Origin of the sequence: Cupriavidus sp. SIMBA_020, assembly GCF_046535395.1 — a bacterium.
In the GTDB taxonomy this organism is placed as follows: Bacteria; Pseudomonadota; Gammaproteobacteria; order Burkholderiales; family Burkholderiaceae; genus Cupriavidus; species Cupriavidus campinensis.
Genome location: NZ_JAWRWU010001319.1, coordinates 1 through 248, shown reverse-complemented (window position 1 = coordinate 248; position 248 = coordinate 1). Strand labels below are relative to the sequence as shown.

Annotated in this window: 1 protein-coding gene; it reads left to right on the top strand. The window is 67.3% G+C overall.

The genetic code is table 11. The features are described 5' to 3' along the window. The coding region (locus SB751_RS33775; RefSeq protein ID WP_410749468.1) for a putative glycolipid-binding domain-containing protein at nt 1-248 on the top strand (248 nt) is incomplete at both ends.

Genomic DNA, 248 nt, shown 5'->3' with positions numbered 1-248 from the left:
CGGCAAGGCGTATGGCCTGCACTACGTGGTGCGCTGCGACGCGCAGTGGCGCACCCGGTATGCGTGGCTCAAGATCGTCGGCGGCGGCGAACTCGAATTGCATGGCGACGGCGCCGGCAATTGGCGCGACGGTCACGGCCTCGTGCTGAGCGCAATCGAGGGCTGCGTCGATATCGACATCGCCGCCACGCCGTTCACGAACACACTGCCGATCCGCCGTTTGCAACTGGCCGAGGGCGAGCGTCAGC